This window comes from Bifidobacterium ramosum, from assembly GCF_009299505.1.
Taxonomy (GTDB): domain Bacteria; phylum Actinomycetota; class Actinomycetes; order Actinomycetales; family Bifidobacteriaceae; genus Bifidobacterium; species Bifidobacterium ramosum.
Genome location: NZ_WBSM01000002.1, coordinates 123,704 through 141,091 on the forward strand (window position 1 = coordinate 123,704; position 17,388 = coordinate 141,091).

At 60.7% G+C, this 17,388-nt stretch carries 12 protein-coding genes, 1 tRNA gene and 1 pseudogene; 12 read left to right on the plus strand and 2 right to left on the minus strand.

All coding sequences use genetic code 11. The annotated features are described in order from the left end of the window. Nucleotides 1–313: 313 nt before the first annotated feature. The 6 genes and pseudogenes from DSM100688_RS03320 to DSM100688_RS03345 all read left to right on the plus strand — a co-directional run bounded on the left by DSM100688_RS03320 (nt 314) and on the right by DSM100688_RS03345 (nt 10,644). Nucleotides 314–1,855, plus strand: a complete 1,542-nt coding sequence (locus tag DSM100688_RS03320) for an AlbA family DNA-binding domain-containing protein (RefSeq protein ID WP_152357749.1) — start codon at nt 314–316, stop codon at nt 1,853–1,855. 332 nt (nt 1,856–2,187) lie between these two features. Further along, complete coding sequence (locus DSM100688_RS03325) at nt 2,188–4,299, plus strand: InlB B-repeat-containing protein (RefSeq protein ID WP_163146812.1); 2,112 nt, start codon at nt 2,188–2,190, stop codon at nt 4,297–4,299. 296 nt (nt 4,300–4,595) lie between these two features. Continuing rightward, nucleotides 4,596–4,754: pseudogene (locus DSM100688_RS12310) on the plus strand (S-layer homology domain-containing protein); the annotation flags it as partial. A gap of 6 nt (nt 4,755–4,760) precedes the next feature. Further along, nucleotides 4,761–6,851 carry an S-layer homology domain-containing protein gene (locus DSM100688_RS03330; protein ID WP_239519320.1) on the plus strand — a complete coding sequence of 697 codons (2,091 nt, stop codon included), beginning with the start codon at nt 4,761–4,763 and terminating at the stop codon, nt 6,849–6,851. A gap of 124 nt (nt 6,852–6,975) precedes the next feature. Next, a complete protein-coding gene (locus tag DSM100688_RS03335) occupies nt 6,976–8,868 on the plus strand; it encodes an S-layer homology domain-containing protein (RefSeq protein ID WP_163146810.1) in 1,893 nt (630 codons plus the stop codon). A gap of 969 nt (nt 8,869–9,837) precedes the next feature. After that, nucleotides 9,838–10,644 carry a hypothetical protein gene (locus DSM100688_RS03345; protein ID WP_152357754.1) on the plus strand — a complete coding sequence of 269 codons (807 nt, stop codon included), beginning with the start codon at nt 9,838–9,840 and terminating at the stop codon, nt 10,642–10,644. A gap of 115 nt (nt 10,645–10,759) precedes the next feature. Here DSM100688_RS03345 and DSM100688_RS03350 read toward each other — a convergent pair whose 3' ends face one another. Together DSM100688_RS03350 and DSM100688_RS03355 are read right to left on the minus strand one after the other, a co-directional pair. Next, complete coding sequence (locus DSM100688_RS03350; RefSeq protein WP_152357755.1) at nt 10,760–12,391, minus strand: hypothetical protein; 1,632 nt, start codon at nt 12,389–12,391, stop codon at nt 10,760–10,762. A 268-nt stretch (nt 12,392–12,659) separates the two neighbouring features. Then, the gene (locus DSM100688_RS03355) at nt 12,660–13,673 is read right to left on the minus strand and encodes a ribose-phosphate diphosphokinase (protein ID WP_152357756.1); all 1,014 of its coding nucleotides are present in this window, start codon (nt 13,671–13,673) and stop codon (nt 12,660–12,662) included. A 212-nt stretch (nt 13,674–13,885) separates the two neighbouring features. On the opposite strand from DSM100688_RS03355, the gene rpsF reads away from it, so the two are divergent. The 6 genes from rpsF (at nt 13,886) to DSM100688_RS03385 (ending at nt 17,345) form a co-directional block, all read left to right on the plus strand. Continuing rightward, nucleotides 13,886–14,182: a 30S ribosomal protein S6 gene (gene rpsF / locus DSM100688_RS03360; RefSeq protein WP_152357757.1), complete on the plus strand. Its 297-nt coding sequence runs from the start codon at nt 13,886–13,888 to the stop codon at nt 14,180–14,182. A gap of 57 nt (nt 14,183–14,239) precedes the next feature. After that, on the plus strand, nt 14,240–14,917 hold the full coding sequence (locus DSM100688_RS03365) for a single-stranded DNA-binding protein (RefSeq protein WP_152357758.1): 678 nt from the start codon (nt 14,240–14,242) through the stop codon (nt 14,915–14,917). A gap of 125 nt (nt 14,918–15,042) precedes the next feature. Then, a complete protein-coding gene (gene rpsR, locus DSM100688_RS03370) occupies nt 15,043–15,291 on the plus strand; it encodes a 30S ribosomal protein S18 (RefSeq protein WP_033496388.1) in 249 nt (82 codons plus the stop codon). A 19-nt stretch (nt 15,292–15,310) separates the two neighbouring features. Beyond that, a complete protein-coding gene (rplI, locus tag DSM100688_RS03375) occupies nt 15,311–15,757 on the plus strand; it encodes a 50S ribosomal protein L9 (protein WP_152357759.1) in 447 nt (148 codons plus the stop codon). A 490-nt stretch (nt 15,758–16,247) separates the two neighbouring features. Further along, nucleotides 16,248–16,321 (plus strand) — tRNA-Lys (locus DSM100688_RS03380). 292 nt (nt 16,322–16,613) lie between these two features. Further along, complete coding sequence (locus tag DSM100688_RS03385) at nt 16,614–17,345, plus strand: MIP/aquaporin family protein (RefSeq protein ID WP_152357760.1); 732 nt, start codon at nt 16,614–16,616, stop codon at nt 17,343–17,345. Nucleotides 17,346–17,388 lie beyond the last annotated feature (43 nt).

The following is a 17,388-nucleotide window of genomic DNA, read 5'->3' on the forward strand; positions in this document are numbered from 1 at the left end:
GTACCGGACACGACACATGACGTATGCTGCGGCGAGCGTGCGCGACGGCACGGTGCGATTGACGACGTTCGTCTGTCATCTTATTTCCGGCACGCCTCGGCTTATCGATACGCGGATATCCGATAGCTGGAACCGGCTGAGATGCCTCGGTCGGATTGGGCGCCGGTCGATAGGGGAGTGGTTGGCATCACTCAAAGAAGCAGATACTGTACTGCGCGCCACCGGTGGTGTGACACCCATACGATTTCGTGTGTCGAGTTACCTGGATTGACCTGCGTTACACTGGACGAACAGACGATCCGGGGGAGGCGACATGAACGCTACGGAACTTTCCACCGTGCTTGAGTGCGGTGAGAACATCTCAGTCGAGTTCAAGCGCTGCGGCGTCCAACCAGAGGCGGATACGTTCGAGACGGTATGTTCGTTCAACAATCGATTCGGTGGTTCGATTTATCTTGGGGTGCTGAATGACGGGACTGTCGAAGGCATCGATCGTGAACAGGCTATCGCCATCGAACGTAATCTTGTGAACGTGATCGGCAATCCCAAACTGTTCAACGTCGCGCCGGCCATCGAAACCGAACGCATCGAATACGACGGCAGGCTCGTGATCCGCGTCTGGGTCCCCGCCGGCCCGGCGGTAGTCAGTTTCAAGCATGTGATCTACGACCGTGTGGCCGACGTGGACCGGCGCATCACCAGCGAGACGCAGATTGCGCAGATGCACATCCGCAAGCAGAACCATTTCAGCGAACAGCGCGTGTACCGGTACTTGAAGCCGTCGGATTTCCGATTCGATCTGCTGCCGCGCGTGCGCAAACTGGCCGCACTGAAGACCCCCGGTCACCCGTGGACCGAGATGGACGACATGGAACTGATGCGCAGCGCCGACCTGTACGGCGTGAACTACGACACCGGCGAGGAAGGCTTCAATCTTGCCGCCGTGATGCTGCTCGGCAAGGACGAGGTTATCTCGCGCATTGCGCCCGCCTACAAGACCGACGTGATCGTACGTCGCGAGAACCTGGATCGTTATGACGACCGGCTCATCGTGGCCACGAATCTGATCGAGGCGCAGGCGCGGATCTCCGAGTTCGCGAAGCGATATTTGCCAGACCGGTTCATGCTGGAAGGTGACCAGACCGTCAGCCCCCGCGACATCATTATCCGCGAGCTGGTCTCGAATCTGATGATCCACCGCGAGTTCGTCAGTCCGTACCCGGCCAAGTTCCTCATCCTCAACGACGGCATCCGCACGGAGAACGCCTCCAAGGCCATCTTCCAGGGCCAGCTCGCCATCACGAGCTTCAAGCCGGTGTCCAAGAACCCGTTCATCGCGAAGTTCTTCCGCAACATCGGCCTGGCCGACGAGCTCGGCAGCGGCATGCGCAACCTGTACAAGTACTCGAAGCCCTACTCCGGCAAGGACCCCGTGCTTGACGACGGTGACGTGTTCGAGGCGTTCGTCCCCGTACGCTGGGTGGAAGGCAACACCGATGAGGGCGACGTGACGGCTCACGATGAGACCGCACGTGACCCGAGTGAGCGGGAACATGACCTGAATGAGACTGTAAACACTCTCAATGAACAGGAAAATGACCCAGATGAGACTGTAAATGAGACTGTAAATGAGACTGTAAATGAGACCGTGCCAAGAGAGCTTCGACTTTTGGAGTTGCTTCGCCTGAATCCGTCGATTACCTACCGACAGGCAGCAACCGCACTGGACGTATCCTACGCCACTGTGTGGAGGACGTTTCACGTACTACGCGAATCCAAAACTATCGAGCGTGTCGGTTCGGACAGACGTGGCACATGGCGCGTTCTCACCCCGCCACAACCATCACGTAAGTAACGTGAAGACCTGCGTCGATGCACCAAGAGGCGGCGCGGGAACAGACCCCATCAAGAGCACGCCGAATGAGCGAGATGATGAGTCTGTAAGTCTGACGAAACGCGAAAAGCCAACGGGGAATAAGGCTCTGGCATTGCGAAGGTCGGTGTCTCGTATCCTCCGCCATCGCTCTTTTCCTGCCCAAAGGAAAAGGGTTTTTATTGTTAAACGGCGGTATTCCAGAGTTATAGGCCAAAATGTGTGTCCGATGGTCTGGCCTTTGTCGGTCTCCACGGTTTCGTTACGTCGTGTTCATTCGGGGGGAGGCTAATGTTTTCAGGGAATCGATAAAATTGAAGGCGATTGTTGCATTATTCGTTTATCGGGAGATAGGGGAGAAGATCATGCAACACGATTCAGGGAAAAACAGGAGCGCGAGCCCTTTCGGCGCGGGGTCGTTGACTCGGTTGTGGAGGGCATTCGTCGCCGTCCTCGCTACCTGCGCCATGATGCTCGTAGCCGTTCCTGCCGCCAGCGCGAATCAAGGGGATGACAGCGCTGATACTGCGAAGCCCATCAGTACTGGTCAGACGGTGAGTGGGAAGATCCTTTATGGCAAGGATGCCGGCAGCGATGGTGATTTCGATTGGTACAAGTTCTCGGTGCCCTCCGCCGGCACAATCAGCCTGACGTTCTCGAACCAGCAGGGGTCATCGCAAAAGTGGGAAGCGACGCTGTACGATTCCAACCTCAAGGCATTCACCTCCTATACGTTTGGCGCGAATGCCATCAATCATCCTGACACTGCGAAGATCGGCGTTCCGGCCGGCACGTATTGGGTGAGCATTGACAGCAGTCATTGGGATTTCGACAGTTCCTATGCGGGAGGTCTCGAATACCATTTCCGTGTCAACTACACGAAGACATCCAATTGGGAGACCGAATGGAACAACGAGGCCGAGCATGCCGATCCGATATCCACCGGCCAGACGGTGAGCGGCACGATTCTCTACAGCCGCGACATCGGTGGCGATGGTGATTTCGATTGGTACAAGTTCTCGGTGCCCTCCGCCGGTGCAATCAATCTGACGTTCTCGAACCAGCAGGCGTCGCACGGCCAATGGACTGCGACGCTATACGACCCCAATCTTCAGGAGTTCGCCTCCTATACATTCGGCGCGAACGCCGTCAACCATCCTGATACGGCGAAGATCGGCGTTTCGGCCGGCACGTATTGGGTGCGCGTCGACAGCAACAGTTACGACTGGTATGACTCTTATGCAGGCGGGCTTGAATACCATTTCCGCGTGAACTACACGAAGACGTCCGATTGGGAGACCGAGTGGAACAACGACTTCGACACCGCCGATCCGATATCCGTCAACAAACCCATCAACGGCGTTTTGATGAACGGCGATGACGTCGACTGGTACAAATTCAGCACGTCCAGCGCCGATACGTTCAGAATCCAGTTCGCCAATCAGCAGAAGGCCGAAGGCGAGTGGTACGTCTCCGTGAAGGACAAGGACCTCAACGAGGTATACGGGGAGAAGTTCTCTGCCGCAGGGACGTCCCATTCCGGAAAGACGGTGACGCTTCCGCGGGGCGTTCACTATGTAACGGTGGACGGTAAGGATGACGTTACCGGTCTACGGTACACGCTCACTGCGAATTGGGGCAAGCCGCGGTTCACGGTCCGGTTCGACTCGAACGGTGGCTCCGGTGTCGCGTCGCAGACCGTGGTGCAGGGCGCGAAGGCTAAGCGGCCCGCGAATCCAACGCATAGCGGCAAGGTGTTCGCCGGCTGGTATACGGCGAAGTCCGGCGGTGCGAAGGTCGATTTCAACAGGGCCGTGAATGGCAATGTGACATACTATGCGCATTGGAACGATCCGCCGTTCTCCCGGTTCTGGGACGTGACCCGGGATACGCCGCATGGTGAGGACATCAACTGGTTGGTGGGTCAAAAGATCACGACCGGATACAAAGATGGCTCGTTCCGTGGCGGTCGGTCGGTGGTGCGTCAGGATATGGCGGCGTTCCTGTACCGTCTGGCGGGTTCGCCTTCGTTCAACGAGAATAAGGCGCGCAATCCGTTCGTGGATGTGAACCGGAATACCCCGCATTACAAGGAGATTCTGTGGCTCGCGTCCACAGGTATCTCGACCGGTTGGAATACGCCGCACGGCAAGGAGTTTCGTGGTATGCGGCCCGTGGTGCGTCAGGATATGGCGGCGTTCCTCAAGCGGTTCGCGGATTACCGTAAGGCGAAGCCGAAGCTGGGTAACGCGGTGAACTTCCGTGATGTGAATGGTTCAACGCCGCATGCTGCGGATATTGCGTGGCTGGCACGTACCGGTGTGACGACCGGTTGGAAGGATGGCACGTTCCGTGGAATGAACGCAGTGGTGCGTCAGGATATGGCGGCATTCTTGCATCGCATGAAGGCCAACGTCGTCAAGTAGCTGCGGGTCTTTTCCGCTCCCCCTCACTTCGAGGGGGAGCGGAATGATGAACGGGTTCTTCCTGACGAGATTGGCGATGATAGGATTGTGGCAAGGGCGACGGGGTGGTCGTGACTGTTGCCTGGACAGGAGAGTCCCGCAGGTGGAAGAGGGTTGTCATGGCTGGTTTGCGTAATGGTGCGTGGTACGTGTTGCGTCGCGTGTGGGGAGTGGTGTGTGCGTCGGCGATGTTGTCGTCCGTGGCAGTCGCGTCGCCGACCGTGGCGCTCGCCGATGATGATGCGGCGGGTGCGTCTATGGTCGGTGATGCGCGTGCCGCGTCGTCGTTCGTGGATGTGAACACGCGGACGCCGCATGCGGACAGCATTGCATGGTTGGCGAAATCTGGTATTTCGTCTGGTTGGACTCGTGCGGACGGGCGCAAGGAGTTCCGTCCGGCGAATGAGGTGACGCGTCAGGATATGGCGGCGTTTCTGTATCGCTTGGCGGGGTCGCCGAAGTTCGATGAGAAGCAGAATCCGTTTGCGGACGTGACGAAGGATACCCCGCATTACAAGGAGATTCTGTGGCTGGCTGCGACGGGGATTTCGACGGGTTGGCCGGATCATACGTTCCGTGGGATGGACACGGTGAAGCGTCAGGATATGGCGGCGTTCCTGCATCGGTTGGCCGACTATCGGAAGGCGAAGCCGAAGTTGGGGAACGCGATCAGCTTCAAGGACGTGAATGCATCGACCCCGCATCGGGCGGATATCATCTGGCTGACACGTACCGGGGTGACGACGGGTTGGAAGAACGGCACGTTCCGTGGCATGAACGCGGTGATTCGTCAGGATATGGCCGCGTTCCTCCAGCGGATGAAGACGAATGTACTGGACGCCAAGTCGAGTGATGTGAAGCCTGCGGTGTCCGCGAAGATTCGGGAGGCCGGTGATGGTTGGGCGATCGATCGTGACGGCTACCTGTGGACGTGGGGTGACAACGAGTATGGGCAGGTCGGTGATGGTACGACGAATACCCGTCTGACCCCGTACAAGGTACAAGGCCCGAAGAACGTGAAAACGTACAACGACGGGTACGACGGACACTACGTCACGCGATATGCGATCACCGCGAATGGCGAGTTGTGGACGTGGGGCGATAACAGCTATGGCCAGGTCGGCAATGGCGGCAAGACCGGCATAGGCACGGACTCGTGGCTTACTCCGTATAAGGTGCCGTTGCCTATGGCGGTGAAGGATGCCGAGATACGCAACGGTGCCATGTATGCGGTGACTGTGGATGGTCGTCTGTGGGCGTGGGGTGACAATCTGTACGGCCAGTTGGGCGATCCGAGCGCTGGAGAGGGACAGACGACGCCTCATCAGGTGCCGGGATTGACGGGCGTCACGCTGATGGATGCTCCTCTCAATGTTCTTACGATGTTCGTCACCACCGGTGACGGGAGTCTGTGGGCGTGGGGCGATGGTGGCGCCGGAACGGTCGGAGACGGGCATTCGGGTGAGCTGAGGAAAGATTGCTTATACGCTTGCCCATACTACCGAGCCACTCCGTATCGGGTGCCTGGTCCGACGCATGTGCGGCGGATAATGGCCGATGATATGGGGTTCACTGTCTATGCGATTGATGGTGACGGGAATCTGTGGGCGTGGGGTAATAACCACAACGGTGAAATCGGTGACGGGACCAGACAGGGGGATGATGATGGGTCTCATGCGACGCCCTATAAGGTGCAAGGGCCGACGCATGTTCGTTCCGTGACGGTTGGCGGGTCCGGTTTTCAAGTGGTGCTCGCCGTCGACGGTGACGGCGGCGTCTGGACATGGGGGAGTGGCGCGAACGGTCAGCTCGGCAATGGTGACTATGTGCTCTATCAGCTCACGCCGTATAAGGTGCAAGGGCCGACGAACGTGGGATCCGCATCGGTGGATGGCATGGGAACGGCGTATGCGGTGGATGGCGCCGGTGATTTATGGCTCTGGGGGCGTTGGGGCGATCGTCTTGCCAGTGGATATGGTGATGATGCCCTTGCCCCGTTGAAGGTCCCCGATCTGCATGGGGTGACGTCTGCCGTCACTGATGGTTTCGGCATGATGTCCGTGACCACGCGGGACGGAGCCTTGTGGCGCTGGGGACGCAATGATAGGGGTCAGGTCGGCGATGGGACGAAGACCGATTGGAGGAGGACCCCGTACCGGCTGAATGATCTGACCGGCGTAAGTGCCTCGGACAATGGTCTTCTGACGCAGTCTTCGACTGTGAACCACGCCATTTCCGGTGACGGAAACCTGTGGACGTGGGGGCAGGGACTGTATGGCGAAGTAGGTGACGGTTCCACGAAGAATCGCCTGGCTCCATACAAGGTTTCCGGTCCCGCGAAGGTGAAGCAGGTGATGTACCATGAACACAGTCTGTTCGACACGGTCGCTTATACGGTCTATGCGTTGACTGAGGACGGCAATCTGTGGTCGTGGGGATACAACAAGGAGGGCGCCGTCGGTGACGGCACTACCACGAACCGCCTCACCCCGTACAAGCTGCAGTTCAAGTGAGTCAGGAAGCAACGGAGACGACAGAAGGGAGACGGTCATGGCTGGTTCGATGACACGATTAATGCAATCGGTGGGGCCGGTGGCTGGTTCAGTGGGGCGGTCGGCACATCGCCCGATCCGTGCGATGATCTTCGCTGTCGCGGCGTGTGTGGCGGCGGCATGCATGTCGCTGTCCGGCGCTGTTCCGACCGCCGTCGCGGAGGGCGTCGGCGATGTGCCGGCATCGTCCGACAACATGTGGCGGAACGACTACGAAGGCAATTGGGCCGCCCCTGTATCCAGCTATCTGCATCAGCGCGACGACGGCAGCCTGGAACGCGTGGAGTGGATTACCGGCTGGTCGGGCTCGCGAGAGGTCCGGTCGTTGCGGGTGGAGCGGTACGACGCGTCGTTCCGGTACCTGTCAGGGAAGAACATCGACACATCGCTCATCAGACCGACCGGGCTGCGAACCGACGACGGTCTGCTGTGGGGCGGATTCTTCGCCGGCTCAAGCGCGAACTACGTCGTGACGGGCCAGGCGAACCGTGCGGAGAACGACGCCCTGCCTGTGGTGCGCATCACGAAGTTCACCAAGGATTGGCGGTACGCCGGCAAATGCGAGCTGTCCGGCATCAACACGTACATCCCGTTCGACGGCGGCTCCCTGCGCATGACGGAGCTGGATGGTCAGCTGTGGATCCGTACCGCGCACACGATCTACAAGCTCGCCGACGGCCTGCATCATCAGACGAACATGTCGTTCGTCATCGACGAGGCGACGATGACGGTCGTCGACAAGGCGGTGAAGGTCGCGGACAGTCGGTTCGGCTACGTGTCCCATTCGTTCAACCAGTTCATCCTGACGACGGGTGGTAAGGTCTACGCCGTGGATCACGGCGACGCCTACCCGCGTGCGATCGTGCTTACTCAGGTCGACGGCGGCAGCCGTCAGGTTCATCCGATCGCCGGCGAGATCGGCGACAACTACACTGGCGTCGCGGTGGGCGGTTTCGAGTCGGCCGATGCCGGTTCGCGCTTCCTCATCGCGATGGCGGTCGATTCCGTCGGGGGACTCGGCTCCGATACACGCAAAAGCCCGGTCTTGCTGACGGTGAACGGCGCCGATCCGGCAACGGCTACGGTTGCGGAAACGGTGGTGCAGTCATATGCGAAGGGTGGTGCCACGGATGCCACGAATCCGCAGCTGGTGAAGATCGGCGAGAACCGGTTTCTCATGATGTGGGGTGAGCGTCGGGAGCATAAGGAGTCCATCCGATACGTCTTCCTCGACGGGCACGGCAATCGTCTCGGTGCCATCCGTTCGGCCGACGGCCGTCTGTCCGACTGCCAACCGATCGTCGTCGGTGGCAAGGTCGTCTGGTATGTCACCGACGATTCCGCCCCGACGATGTACGCGATTGACGGCGGTTCGGGCGCGTTCTCCTCCGTTCGTACTTATACGCCGTTCTCCGACGTGAATGCCGGGACTCCGCACGCCGCCGACATCACGTGGCTGTCACTGCGTGGTATCACGACCGGTTGGATCGATGCCGACGGCAGGAGCACGTTCCGCGGAATGAATGCGGTGACGCGTCAGGATATGGCGGCGTTCCTGTATCGTCTGACGGGTTCGCCGAAATTCGATGAAAGCAAGGCCAGAAACCCGTTCGTTGATGTCACGAAGTCAACTCCGCATTACAAGGAGATCTTATGGCTTGCCTCCACCGGTGTTTCAACGGGTTGGAAGACGGCTCGCGGTGCGGAGTTCCGTGGCATGAACGCTGTGGTGCGTCAGGATATGGCTGCGTTCCTGCACCGTCTCGCGGATTATCAGCAGGCGAAGCCGACATTGGGTAAAGCTGTCTCATTCAGAGACGTGTCCAAGTCGACGCCGCATGTGGATGACATTGTGTGGTTGTCTCGCACGGGCGTGGCCACCGGTTGGAGTGACGGTACGTTCCGTGGCATGAACGCGGTTGTCCGTCAGGATATGGCGGCGTTCCTGCACCGCATGAACGCCAATGTCCTCAAGTAGGTGGTTTTCCTCGTCAGAGTGAGCCGGGGCCGTTAGATCGTGCCGTGTCGTTTTTCAGCTCTTCTTCGCATGTCGGCGCAGAGAACCGGAGGGTGAGCGTTGAGTAATTGATATCTGTCCGACTCGTCCTGCAATACACTGGACTGGCGGACGATTCAAGGCGGCAGCATGAACGCTGCGACACCCAACCCGAGGCAGACATGTTCGAGACGGTGTGCTCGTTCAACGACCGGTTCGGCGGGTCGATCTGCCTCGGCATGCTCGATGACGGTGAAGTGTTGAGTTGTTTGTCCCTGTACGCTGGGCGGAAGGCAGCACTGCCGAAAACGGTTTATCTGCTCGTGGTGAGAGTGTAACAAAAGAGCAACGGCTTCTGAAACTGCTTCGCCGCGATATGTCAATCACCTATGCCACTATGCCGAGAACCTTCCATACACAGTGGGAATCCACGGCAATCGAGCCATCGGTTCGGGCAGACGCGGCACATGGCGATCGGATGCGGCGGTGAGCCGGCGAAAACTAGCGTTCGATGCCGTATTCGGCGTACATGTAGGCGTCGTACTGGCTGTCGTTGGCGTACGACGCGGTGCCGTGGTACATGTCATGATGGTTGTTGTTGGTCTGCATGATCATTCCTTTGTTCAAGCCTCATCACTGTCAGGATCCGGTCTACTCCATGCGTGTTTCCGTGGGGTATGTGTTCGGCCAAGCGTAGGTGAACGCATGTCGTCGTCATCATGAATCGGCGGACCGGCGATGCCTCAGTACGATACGGCGGTGTGATACGGCCATGCGACGGTCTTACGGCAACCGAACAGGATCATGTGCGTGTTGCGGCCGCTTGCGACCCGCATCGCCGCGTGATATGCTGATCCCCGCTATGCAGCGATAATCATATTCCTTTCTGCGATCAAGGGCCTCGGGGCCATTTCCGGGGAGTAGTGCGCCCTTGCACAGGAAAGGAAATCCATGAACCTATCGGCGCTCGCCGAACGAATCCGAGCCATCCGCACCACCGACGTCACGGATACCGGCGCCGGCCTTATCGTCCGGGACTCACGGACGCCATATCTCAAACTGTACATTCGCCCGACAGGCCAATGCCGATCTCGTTGGGAATATCCGCAGCCGGACCGCCGCGGACGCATCCCCGGGCTGACCGCGGCCGATGCGGCGGCCGTCGCCCGCATGCCGAGACGAACCGTCGACCTCGGCGCGTTCCGGCTCCCTGACGACCTTTCGGCCGCGACGGACACGGTCCGGCGGCATCTCGACCGTCAGGCGTTCCAGATCGCGCCGCACCGTCTGCATCACCCGGCGCCCCAACCGAAGGTGCTGCAGACCTACCGGCATCTGATCGACGACCTGCTCGACCCTGATGTTCCCGACAATGATCCGCTGGTGGTGCGCGGCCGCGCCCTGCTGGCGAGCGCGTTGGCCACGCCGGCCGGACCGAACCTGATCGCCGCGTTCGTGGACGATGAGGTGGAACGTCTGACCGAGCGCCGGCAACCAAGACACATGCCGTCCATCCGGATACGGTATGAAGGCCATGACCGGTCGGCGGTCAGGAACGCTGCCGCGCTGTTGGCCGCGTCGCGGACCGTATTATCGGCCGCGGACCCCCGACGGCTCGACGTCATGCTGACGACGCTGCTCGACCTCGTCAACCGCGTGCCGGATCGCGTGTTGGCCGCGAACCGCATGTCGCGCGTCGAGTATGCGCCGGCGCTCGCGCTGATCGCGTGGTGGTCGCAACAGGTGCCCCGGTCATAACGTCCGCGCACGGCTGGAATCCGCCGGTCGCGCAGACACTCGCAATGTCGGTGCGACCGGCGAATGCGTCCTTGGCGTATGAATTCACTCAATGTATGAACGCGTCTGCATCACATCACGCATCGACCTCCTCATCGTCCACCTCGACGTCGAGATCCATCCAGTCCGCAACCAGCCGCGCGTACCGTCCCATGTCTCCTTGAATCAGCGCGGCCGCGCAACGTCGTGCCACCGTACGGTCGGGGATTCTCGCCAACATCACCGCGGCCATATCGGACTGTGCGCGTGCCATCTCGCGCAGCACCCGCTCCCGTTTGCCCGGCGCCAGTTTCATCAGCTCGTCCATCTCCAACGATCGATCATGAATCTGCGCCACGGGCAGTAATATCACGCCTTCGGATCGCGCCACTTCGATCATCGTCTCCAGCCGGGCGACGCCACGGTCGAACCGATCCTGATCGCGCGCGTTGAAGCCACACACCAGATCCGCAGCCAGTCCGGCGCCCATCAGCGTCGACGCGATCATCGACAGATACACCACGTTGCGCCACAACGGTTCGTCCGGTATGCCCCGTTCGCTTTCGATCATCGACAGCCATTCGTCCGCCGTCGGCGTGCCTTCGTTCCATAATGAACGATATGCGGCGATCAGATGGCGCGCATCGTACGCATACCGCCAATCCATGTCCGTCAATTCCGGGGTGCCGCCGTCCTCGCGACCGGTCAACGCGTCGATGTCGGCATCCTCCAACCCCAGTCCCCGCGACGCGAGGCCTTTCGACCACGCATACTGGCGATCGGCCTGATCCCGCAACTCGTCGACATACGCCATCGTATGCCGATGCCGCATGTCCGGCGCGGCACCCATGCTCATCACCGCTCCATCCTCGCGCAGCAGCCGCATGCCAAGCTCCGGCCGGGTGAGCAGCATGAACGCCACCATGCCGGCCCGTGACTCGTCACCGCCCCACCGCAGCATGGAATACGCCGCCAGCCGGTGCATCTGCTCGCAATGCTCCCACATGTCCTCGGTGAGCTGACCGCGAATGCCGTATCGCGACGGTCCTTTCGTGTGGGCGCGCCGGCGGAGTTTCTCCGGCCCGAGCATGCGGATCAGCAACGGCATCCGGTCGGACGGTTCGCTGACGAACACGGCTTTGGTCGAATCGTTGATCAGGTCGTACAGCCAGACCGCCATGCCGTACCGGCGCACCGTATTCGCGCAACCGATCAGGAAACGTTTGCAGTCGTCGATCAGACCGGCATCGAAGCTGGACGCCGACACGCAGAACATGGCCGGCCACGACGTACCGCCGAACAGATCGGTGACCAACTGGAACAACAGCTCGTCGTACGGCGGCGGATCATCCGTGAGGGAACGCTCGTCGCCGGTGCGGTTTTCGATGTCACGGTCTTCGGTGTCGATGATGTCGAACGATATGCTGCTAGGCACCACGTCAGCCGACCCGCCAGTGCCGTACAGCATCGCGTGTTCGGACTCACGCATCTGTCTCAATAATTCGGCCTTGCGCAACGAATGATCGCATTCATGATCCAGCCCGTCTGCGCTGCTGATTGCGCAGCCCTCCACGCAACCGTCCGCCGCGCCGCCGTCCCGTACCTGCCGCCTGTGACGCTCCACCGCAACTCGCAGGGCCTCCGGCGACGTCAATTCGTCGAACCGCCGTTCCAGACGGTTCGCCAGTTGCAGAAATCCCGTGCCGTCCATCGTATATGAGTCGTCCATGACCATCCCTTCCGTACGCGCCATACCATGCCGCACCGTTTGCGGTTCCGGCGCTTGTCGGCCGGTCTCGTCACTCTCGCACATCCGCCGACACGCCCGCAACCACCTCCTGGGAAATTGTGGATATGTGGACAAATGTGGATAACTCATGGGTTTCGGGAGATGGTGGGGTGGCGAAACATTGAGACGGAGAAACAGGGTGATGCAACAAAAAGGTTGGAATCAGCGATGCCGATTCCAACCTTGGACCAGAACTATAGCGTGCGTGTCACGCGTAGATGTTGCGGGGGCGCATGTCCGACGGCAGCCCCTCGAGCAGGTGCGTGACCGAGCGCGACTCGAACACGGAACGGATGCCGGCGGCCAGCAGCGGCGCGACCGACAGCACGGTCATGTTCGGCAGACGCTTCTCCTCCGGCACCGGCACGGTGTTCGTGACGATGATCTCGCGCGCGCCGCAGTCGCGCAGCCGTTCGATGGCCGGACCGGACAGCAGACCGTGCGTGGCGACCAGCGTGACGGACGCGGCGCCCGCATTGCGCAGCGTCCGCACCGCCTCGCAGATCGTGCCGGCGGTGTCGATCATGTCGTCTACGACCACGCAGTCGCGGCCCTTGACGTCGCCGATGATGCCGTGTGCGGTCGCGTGGTTCGGGCGCGTCGTGTCGCGCGTCTTGTGGATGAACGCGAGCGGCAGGTTGCCGAGCTTGGCGGCCCACTGTTCGGACACCTTGATGCGTCCGGCGTCCGGCGAAACGATCGTCGCATGCTCCATTGGCACGTTGTTGCGCACGTAGTCGAGCAGCACCGGCGTGGCGGTCAGGTGATCGACCGGACCGTTGAAGAAGCCCTGCTCCTGCGCGGCGTGAAGGTCGATCGTCATCATGCGGTCGGCGCCGGCGGCGCGGAACAGGTCGAAGATCAGGCGGGCGGTGATGGGCTCGCGGCCGAGGTGCTTCTTGTCCTGACGCGAATAGCCGAGGAACGGTGCGACCACGGTGACGGAGCGGGCCGATGCGCGCTTCATCGCGTCGATCATGATGAGCTGCTCCATGATCCACTTGTTGATGGGGTCGGTGTGGCACTGCAGCACGAACGCGTCCGCACCGCGCACCGGCTCGGTGTACCGCACGTACATCTCACCGTTCGCGAAGTCGTACGCCGTGGTCTCGAGCACCTGTGTTCCCAGGCACGACGCCACCTCATCCGCCAGTTCCGGGTACGCGCGTCCGGTCACCAGCACGAGTCGCTTATCCGGTGTGCCCTCGAGAATCGCCGACATAATCCGCCTTCCAAACCAATAACAAATACGTGGAAACAAGCCACATTCCAATATAACAACGACGGTGGAGACGACACTCACCGCGTGAGCACGACGACTGTCCGACGGCCGGGTTATTCTGTACAGGTTGCCCGCGCCGCGTGCGCGAGCGACGCGTATACACACTCCTGCCGCGGAAAGTCCGTGGCCGAATAGTCCGAAGGAGGTGGGTGATGTCTGCGCATAAGTACGAACTGATGTTCATTGCCGATCCCGAGCTGGATGAGCGCGGTCTGAAGAAGCTGACCGAGCAGTATCTGGAACTCGTCACCAAGGAAGGTGGTTCCGTCGAGAACACCGACATCTGGGGGCGTCGCAAGCTCGCTTACGAGATCGCCGGCAAGACCGAAGGCAACTACGTCGTGGTCAACTACACCGCCGAGCCCGACACCAGCGCTGAGCTCGATCGTGTGCTGAACCTCAACGAGTCCGTGATCCGTACGAAGATCCTTCGTAAGGACGCCAAGTAAAGCTTTCCTCAGCGATACCGCTGAATCGTAAGCAACCGTAAGTAAGAAGGTAACGTCATGGCAGGCGAAACGATTATCACCGTGGTCGGCAACCTCACGTCCGACCCCGAGCTGCGTACCATCGGCTCCGGCGCGAACGTCGCGAGCTTCACCATCGCCTCTACGCCGCGCACATTCAACCGCCAGTCCGGCCAGTTCGAGGACGGTCAGGCGCTGTTCATGCGGTGCAGCGCATGGCGTGATCTGGCCGATCACTGCGCACAGACCCTGACCAAGGGCATGCGTGTGATCGCGCAGGGCCGTCTGCAGCAGCGCTCCTATCAGGCGCAGGACGGCTCGACGCGCACGGTCGTGGAGATGCAGGTCGACGAGATCGGTCCGTCGCTGCGTTACGCCACCGCCCAGGTGAACCGCATTTCGAGCGGTCAAGGCGGTTTCGCGGGACGCGGTCAGGGCTTCAACGGTGGCCAGAACGCCGGCAACGGCGGTTTTGGCGGCAATGGCGGCTATTCGGGTGGTGCCGGTTACTCCGGCGGCAACGGATACCAAGGCGGCGCCGGATATTCCGGTGGCGCGTCCGCCTCGCACGCACCGCAGTCGGCTCCGGCCCAGCAGCAGCCCGCCGCGGATCCGTGGGGTTCCCCGGACACCGCGAGCAGCGGCATGACGTTCGGCGGCAGCTCCGATTTCGGTGGATCCACCGACTTCGGCGCATCCGACGAACCGGAGTTCTGATCCGGGCCCCGTACCACGCCACGCCGCGAACGTCCCGTCGCACCGCGCACCGTCGCATGACGTGCGCGACCGCAGCGTTTGCTTACGAAGCGAATAATTCATGAGTTTGTAAGGAGAACATCCAAATGTCACGCAAGAGGCCGCAGCCGCCGGTCAAGCCGTTCAAGAAGAAGCCGAACCCGCTGAAGGCTGCCAAGATCACCACGATCGATTACAAGGACGTTGCGCTGCTGCGCAAGTTCATCTCCGATCGCGGCAAGATCCGTTCCCGTCGTATCACCGGTGTCACCGTGCAGGAGCAGCGCGAGATCTCGAAGGCGATCAAGAACGCCCGCGAGATGGCCCTGCTGCCGTACGCCACTTCCGGCCGCTGATCTGAGGAGGTAAAGGAACATGGCTGATACCAAGGTTATTCTTACCGATACCGTTGCCAACCTCGGTCACTCCGGTGACGTCGTCGAGGTGAAGTCCGGCTACGCCCGCAACTACCTGTTCCCGCAGGGCCTCGCCTTCGCGTGGAGCAAGGGTGCCGCCGCCCAGATCGAGGCGATGAAGCGCGCCCGTCTGGCCAAGGCCGTCGCCACCCGCGAAGAGGCCGTCGCCGCCAAGGAGATCATCGAGGGCACCACCGTCGAGATCGCCGCCAAGGTGTCCGAATCCGGCAAGCTCTTCGGCTCCATCACCGCCGAGAAGATCGCCATCGCGCTGTCCGACAAGGCCGCCGTGAACCCGAAGAACATCGAGGTCGAGCCGATCAAGACCACCGGTGACTTCCCGGCCAAGGTCGCCCTGCACCCGGAGATCACCGCGTCCTTCTTCGTGAAGGTCGTCGCCGAGTGATTCATTCCGGCTCGCGCCGGGATCATCCAGACTCTATAGGGATATAAGTCTGAGCTTAAGCATTGCCCCGTCATGCGGTTCGCCGCTGGCGGGGCTTTTTGTGTATCCGGGCGGGGTGTGGGCGGTTGCGTGTGCCGAGGGGCCGAGTGTGCGTGCTGAGGAGATGGGCGTGTGTGGCGGCATACCTGCGTGCAGAAGCGCCTCTCCTGTGACGTTCTCATTTTCTATAACGGACATACAGTCGATTCCGGGGAGGTGATCGGCTGTATGTCCGTTGGGGAGGGGAGGGGTCGGCGTGGAAGGATATATGTAATGAAAATGTGAAGATATGATTCCGGTCGATGATTTGCAGTCTCCTGCGGTGGTTTCCGATGAAAAATCGCGATTTTGAAATCGTTGGAAATAAAGGCGACACGCCGTGAGTTGCGCGCCGGAAGAATCTGAGTATATTTATCACTCGTTGCAAGGAACACTTCAACAGCTAGCCAACGCCCCTGTAGCTCAGTTGGTTAGAGCAGCTGACTCTTAATCAGCGTGTCCAGGGTTCGAATCCCTGCGGGGGCACAGATAAGGCCGGAATCGCAAGATTCCGGCCTTTTTTTGTTTTTTCGACTCGGTTTGCTGATGGCGGTTTTCGCTCGCTGAGACGATCGTTGGCGAGCGAAAACCGCCACGCAGTATGTGGCGTGGCAGAAAACGCTCGCTGACGGACGCCTCAGCGAGCGTTTTCTGCCACGCGGAGACCGGAGGGGGTAAGGGCTGTCGTACGTTTAGCCCTCGGCGTAGAATTACGGAGTTTGCTTGGCGCGTTCGCGCCGCAGTCGCATCATCCGTTCAAGAGAGAAAAGAAGCAGCAGTGGAATACTCCCTCTTCACCAAACTGGCGGCCGAGTTCTTCGGCACCGCCATTCTCATGATCTTCGGCAACGGCTCCGTGGCCAACGTCGAGCTCAAGAACACCAAGGGCCATCACGCTGGCTGGCTGAACATCGCCATGGGTTACGGCTTCGGCGTCATGTTCCCGGTCCTCATGTTCGGCGCGGTCTCTGGCGCGCATATCAACCCGGCCATGACCCTCGCGCAGGCCATCAACGGCATGTTCCCGTGGAACGAGGTGCTGCCGTACATCATCGCGCAGCTGCTCGGCGCGGCGCTCGGCCAGTTCATCGTCTATCTGACCTACTACCCGCACTACAAGGACACCGAGGACGCTGAAGCCATCCTCGCCACGTTCTGTACCACCGACGCCGACAACAAGAAGCTCAACTACTTCCTCAACGAGATGTTCGGCACGCTCGTGCTCGTCTTCGGCGCGCTGTGCTGCCTGATGGACCCGTGGGGCGAGAAGGACCCGGCCGCGGCCGCGATCGTCGTCGGCTTCATCGTGTGGGGCCTCGTCACCTCGATGGGTGGCCCGACCGGCCCTGGCCTGAACCCGGCCCGTGACCTCATGCCGCGCGTCCTGCACGCCATCCTGCCGATTCCGTCCAAGGGCACCTCGCGTTGGAACGAGGCGTGGATCCCGGTCGTCGCGCCGATCGTGGGTGCGATCATCGGCGCGTGGCTGTTCAACGCGTTCTTTGCGTGATCCGCTGCCGACGGTGGCGGATGCACCGCTGATGATGGGATCG

What these genes read in the sequence shown, in the direction of transcription:
- rpsR (WP_033496388.1), top strand. Translation starts at nt 15,043, where the DNA reads ATGTCACGCAAGAGGCCGCAGCCGCCGGTCAAGCCGTTCAAGAAGAAG.
- DSM100688_RS03355 (WP_152357756.1), bottom strand. Translation starts at nt 13,673, where the DNA reads ATGTCGGCGATTCTCGAGGGCACACCGGATAAGCGACTCGTGCTGGTG.
- DSM100688_RS03350 (WP_152357755.1), bottom strand. Translation starts at nt 12,391, where the DNA reads ATGGACGACTCATATACGATGGACGGCACGGGATTTCTGCAACTGGCG.
- rpsF (WP_152357757.1), top strand. Translation starts at nt 13,886, where the DNA reads ATGTCTGCGCATAAGTACGAACTGATGTTCATTGCCGATCCCGAGCTG.
- DSM100688_RS03335 (WP_163146810.1), top strand. Translation starts at nt 6,976, where the DNA reads ATGATCTTCGCTGTCGCGGCGTGTGTGGCGGCGGCATGCATGTCGCTG.
- rplI (WP_152357759.1), top strand. Translation starts at nt 15,311, where the DNA reads ATGGCTGATACCAAGGTTATTCTTACCGATACCGTTGCCAACCTCGGT.
- DSM100688_RS03345 (WP_152357754.1), top strand. Translation starts at nt 9,838, where the DNA reads ATGAACCTATCGGCGCTCGCCGAACGAATCCGAGCCATCCGCACCACC.
- DSM100688_RS03365 (WP_152357758.1), top strand. Translation starts at nt 14,240, where the DNA reads ATGGCAGGCGAAACGATTATCACCGTGGTCGGCAACCTCACGTCCGAC.
- DSM100688_RS03320 (WP_152357749.1), top strand. Translation starts at nt 314, where the DNA reads ATGAACGCTACGGAACTTTCCACCGTGCTTGAGTGCGGTGAGAACATC.
- DSM100688_RS03330 (WP_239519320.1), top strand. Translation starts at nt 4,761, where the DNA reads ATGGCGGCGTTTCTGTATCGCTTGGCGGGGTCGCCGAAGTTCGATGAG.